Source organism: Albidovulum sp., from assembly GCF_041919395.1.
Taxonomy (GTDB): Bacteria; Pseudomonadota; Alphaproteobacteria; order Rhodobacterales; family Rhodobacteraceae; genus Albidovulum.
In genome coordinates this window covers 1-3,568 of record NZ_JAYRTX010000159.1, presented here as the reverse complement: position 1 = coordinate 3,568, position 3,568 = coordinate 1, and the positions used below count along the sequence as shown (strand labels likewise).

3 protein-coding genes and 1 tRNA gene are annotated in these 3,568 nt (G+C 66.8%); 1 reads left to right on the top strand and 3 read right to left on the bottom strand.

The genetic code is table 11. From position 1 onward, the window contains the following. Both ACMUOO_RS16685 and ACMUOO_RS16680 read right to left on the bottom strand, forming a co-directional pair. A partial coding sequence (locus ACMUOO_RS16685) for a hypothetical protein (RefSeq protein ID WP_413855759.1) occupies positions 1-519 on the bottom strand: 519 nt, incomplete at its 3' end. Between the two features lie 199 nt (positions 520-718). Continuing rightward, positions 719-792 (bottom strand) — tRNA-Gly (locus ACMUOO_RS16680). 430 nt (positions 793-1,222) lie between these two features. Between ACMUOO_RS16680 and ACMUOO_RS16675 the strand changes: the two genes are divergently transcribed. Next, positions 1,223-2,269 carry a hypothetical protein gene (locus ACMUOO_RS16675; protein ID WP_301919532.1) on the top strand — a complete coding sequence of 349 codons (1,047 nt, stop codon included), beginning with the start codon at positions 1,223-1,225 and terminating at the stop codon, positions 2,267-2,269. Here ACMUOO_RS16675 and ACMUOO_RS16670 read toward each other — a convergent pair. Beyond that, positions 2,241-3,218, bottom strand: coding sequence for a ribose-phosphate diphosphokinase (locus tag ACMUOO_RS16670; protein WP_301919533.1), 978 nt, complete (start codon positions 3,216-3,218; stop codon positions 2,241-2,243). The two genes, ACMUOO_RS16675 and ACMUOO_RS16670, sit on opposite strands and share 29 nt — an antisense overlap. Between the last annotated feature and the right edge of the window lie 350 nt (positions 3,219-3,568).

Sequence of the window (3,568 nt, the reverse complement as noted above, 5' to 3'; positions counted from 1 at the left end):
GGTCTGGTTTTTTAGTTCGAGGACAAGCGTCAATAGACGCGTCCGAACCGTGTCGACAATAGCGACGAAGCACGATCCGGGGATTTCCTGCCAAGCCCGGTTGAGCGCGTAATTTCCCCCGAAAAATACAGACTGATACTTGAGCGTTAGGTTCGCAGACCATGCGATTTGGAGATTGCTGTCGGACGAGATTTCTTCATAAGCGGCGATTGGCTGAACTAGGTCAGCCGTTTCAGCAAATCGTCGGTGATCCGGCTCCAATACCGCCGACGGCAAAGGCTGGTCGTTTATCTGGCTGCCGAGCGGTCCTATAAAAAGACCTTTAGCCGGGGCTCTGACCTTCCGGTATTCAGGCAGGTCCGGGTCGTTCATGTCATATCCGTTGAGTTCCTTGGAAACCCACGCCTTAAGATCGTCATTGCGGAGCTGGTACGCGAGGACCAAGCACCTGCGCAGGATCGCGGATGTCTTTTCGTCCGTCTCCGTGATCGCGGTGATTATCTGGTCGATCAGGCTCATGTGCGCTCCTCAGTCGGTCGCTGCCACTATCGACGGTTGATTTCGTGCTTCAAGAGAAACCCGCGACCGTCCCCCCGGGTCTGCGCCATTCCGTCGCAATGCGTTGCGACAAGTAGCGTGCGGGTTGGCTATGCGGTTGGCGAGCGGCGCGAGGCGGCGAAAATATTTTCGCGAGAAATCAAATAGTTATCCTTGGAATTGGAGCGGGTAGCGGGAATCGAACCCGCACCTGGAGCTTGGAAGGCTCTCATGATACCATTTCACCATACCCGCCCGGGGTGAGGCTGACCTAGGCCAGCACGGGCCCGAGGTCAAGATGCCGATGACGCAGACACGGTCGGCGGAGCGAGAGGTTCCCGCACTCTCGTATGCTCCTTGCTTCCCCGGAAGCCCGCATGTGTCCTTCGCCTCGCCCGCTGCCGCCGGGGCGCCGAAAGGCATTCGGCGCCCTACTTCCGGGCGAACCCGGCCGCCCCCGTGAGCCGAGGAGCCGCCCGGGAGCCTGTGTCGCGCCCTTGGGCATTACATGGGGGGCCAGGGACAGGCATGCTGCCACGACCGCGACCCCGCCCGTTGCGGGGAGCATGACGCAACCACGCAATACCCCGCCGGCCGCCCATCCCCGGCCCGTTCCGCTGCACCGCCGGGAACGCGGCTTGACACGGATCAAGGCCGCGCCCGCGCAGCCGGAGAGAATGCGCCGATGACGTCGGCGCGCGGGAAGACAGGCAGCGAACCGTCCGCCGCCGAGAAGGTCGCGGCGGTCGAGGCGTTGCTGCGCAATGGCACCGACGTGCCGGTGGAGATCCGCGAGACGAGCATGGCTTGGGTCTTCCTCACCCCAGCCGTCGTCTACAAGATGAAGAAACCGGTCCGCCGCAACTCGATCAACTTCACCCGTCTGGACCTGCGGCACGATGCCTGCGCCGAAGAAGTCAGGCTGAACCGCCGGCTTGCGGCGGACGTATATCTCGGCCTCTCGCGGCTCACGCGGGAGCGGGACGGGACCTTCTCGCTCGGCGGCACGGGCGTGACCACGGAATGGCTCGTCCGGATGCGGCGGCTCGCGGACGAACGCTTTCTCGACCGGCGGCTCGCGGCCGGAAGCACGTCGGAAGCGGACATCGACGCGATCGCGGAGCGCCTCGCCCGGTTCCATCGGACCTGCCCCGCCGAGCATCCCACGGCCGGAAGCTACCTCGGCCGCTACCGCGAGACGATCGCGGAAACGCGCGCCCTGCTCAGCGAGGCACCCTTCATCGAGGCGGCGCCGAGGCTGGCGCGCCTGACCACGCTGCTTGCGCGCGTGCTCGACCGGGAACCGGCGCTGCTGCGGCGGCGGCTCGACACGGGACACGTGGTCGAGGGCCATGGGGACCTCCGTCCCGAGCACGTCTGGCTCGGTCCGCCCATCCGGGTCATCGACTGCCTCGAACTGGCGCGGCTGTTCCGGCTTCTCGACCCGTTCGAGGAATACGCGACGCTCGCCGCGGAATGCGCGGCGCTCGGCGCCGACTGGGTCGGCCCGAGACTGCGCGCGGCGGCGCACGAGCACCTCGACGACGACCCCGGCGACCGGCTCTGGGCCTTCTACACGGCGTACCGGGCGACGTTTCGTGCACGGCAGGCGCTGGCGCATCTCCTCGACCCCGCGCCAAGGACCCCCGGGAAGTGGCGGCCGCAGGCCGAACGCTACCTCGCGGAAGCCGAGCGTGTCGCCCCTATCCTGGAAACGCCAGAAGTTCCGTGATCGAACCGTTGGAATGAAGGCACCCGATCGCCTCGGCGACGAGCGGCACCGCGCTGACCACCTCCACCCGCCGCGCTGGGAGGTCGGGCGGAAGGCGGCGCGCGGGAACCGTGTCGGTCACCAGCCACCGGTCGACGGAGGGATCGCTAACCGCCCCTTCGGCGCCCCCGGTGAAAAGACCGTGAGCCGCGACGGCCACGACCTCGGCCGCGCCCCTGTCCTTCAGCGCCCGCGCCGCCCGCACCATGGTGCCGCCGGACGCCACCATGTCATCGAAGACGATCGCCACGGCGCCGCCGATGTCGCCCACGAGATGCGTGCCGCTGACCACGCCCGCGCTGCGCCGCTTTTCCATGAACGCCGAACCGACCTCGCGCCCGAGGGTTGCCTCCAGCATCTCGCGGAAGAGCTGCGCCCGCTTTACGCCGCCCGCGTCCGGCGACACCACCGTTACCGCCCGCCCGCCGAACTGCGGGGCGAGATGGCGCGCGAAAAGCGCATGGGTGTCGAGATGCCAGGCAGGACAGCGGAAGGCGTTCTGAAAAGCCGCGAGGTTGTGGACCTCGACCGTCACGACGGCATCGGTGCCTGCGGCCTCGATCAGGCGCGCGACCGTCCGTGTCGCCACCGGGTCGCGTGCCTTGGTCTGGCGGTCCTTGCGCGAATAGGCAAGGTAGGGCGTCACTGCCGTCACCCGCGCCGCGCCGTCATCCTTCAGCGTCGCCAGAAAGAGCAGGAGCCGCACCAGCCTGTCGTTGACACTCTGTCCGCCGCCGCCCTCGAGACCCTGGATCACGTAGGCATCCCGACCGCGCACGCTGACCAGCGGACGCGCCTTGTGTTCGCCATCGTCGAACTCCCGCAGTTCGAGCGGCTGAAGCCGCGTCTTCAGGTGCTGGGCAACGCGGTCGCCGAAGGACCGCGCCGCGTCGAGTGCGAAGAGCTGCATGGCTCTCTCCTCCCGGGGTTGGCGCCGCGGACAGGATGCCCCATCGCGGCCCGGACCGCCCTTGATCCCGATCATGTTGCACGCCCGAAATCCCTTTCGATCGTCCGGCGGCTCTGATGATGTGACCACTCCCCGACGGCATCGATGTGCCATGGCAGGTCTGCACTGATCCACTAAGGCGGACGGTCACATCATCAGAGCCGTCGTCGGCCTGTCGTAACCCTCCGGCCTGACCGCACTGCCGCGTGCTGAGAGTGCCGGATAGTGTCCACCATCGATAGTGGACACTGTGGTGATGGCGTGGCGCGTCGGACGAAGCGGCTCTGGACGGACGAGGAGAAGCGGTCGAT

Bases quoted from the DNA above. Each gene is read 5' to 3' on its own strand.
- ACMUOO_RS16675 (WP_301919532.1), top strand. From the start codon at position 1,223: ATGACGTCGGCGCGCGGGAAGACAGGCAGCGAACCGTCCGCCGCCGAG.
- ACMUOO_RS16670 (WP_301919533.1), bottom strand. From the start codon at position 3,218: ATGCAGCTCTTCGCACTCGACGCGGCGCGGTCCTTCGGCGACCGCGTT.